This is a genomic window from Gilliamella sp. B2824, assembly GCF_026536245.1.
In the GTDB taxonomy this organism is placed as follows: Bacteria; Pseudomonadota; Gammaproteobacteria; order Enterobacterales; family Orbaceae; genus Gilliamella.
This window is the reverse complement of sequence record NZ_JAFNON010000043.1, coordinates 1-570: the sequence shown is the minus strand read 5'-3', so window position 1 is coordinate 570 and position 570 is coordinate 1. Positions and strand designations below refer to the sequence as shown.

Below are 570 nucleotides of genomic sequence, written 5' to 3'. Positions count from 1 at the left end.
CACCAGCAATTAAGCCGGAAAAACAGTGGCAGGAAAATTTAAAAGTCGAGCAATTTATAGCAAGTCAGGGGGTTAAGGTTTTACACAACAGCCCATCAAACCCTCGTTATGATCCCAAATCGCATACCATCCATATGCCCGATAAATCACAGTATGAGACTGCCGAAGCATACTATAATGATATCTTCCATGAAATCGGACACTCAACCAGTCGGGAATTAGACAGAATACCAAAAACCTACGAACAGGCAGAATTATTTGTCGCCAGAGATGAATTAGTCGCCGAAACATCGGCGATGAAGCTTTGTAATTTAACGCTAATTTCATCTGATAAAACAAACAATTTAGTTTATCTTAAAATATATCTAAAAGAGTTTGGTGACGATAAAGAAGTTCAAAAGGCAGAATTAGGCAAGGCATTAACTGAGTCGGATAAGGTATTGGCGTTAACCAAAAGTAAATATTTAACGGCTAAAAAACAGTACACAACGATATCAAGTCAAATGCTAAACCGGACATTAGATATTGCCGGAAAAAAGCTAGCTGAAAAATCGATTAGTCATGGAAAAA

At 37.5% G+C, this 570-nt stretch carries 1 protein-coding gene; it reads left to right on the top strand.

From position 1 onward, the window contains the following. On the top strand, positions 1-570 hold a 570-nt coding region (locus J3U56_RS12025), incomplete at both ends, for a zincin-like metallopeptidase domain-containing protein (protein WP_267367970.1).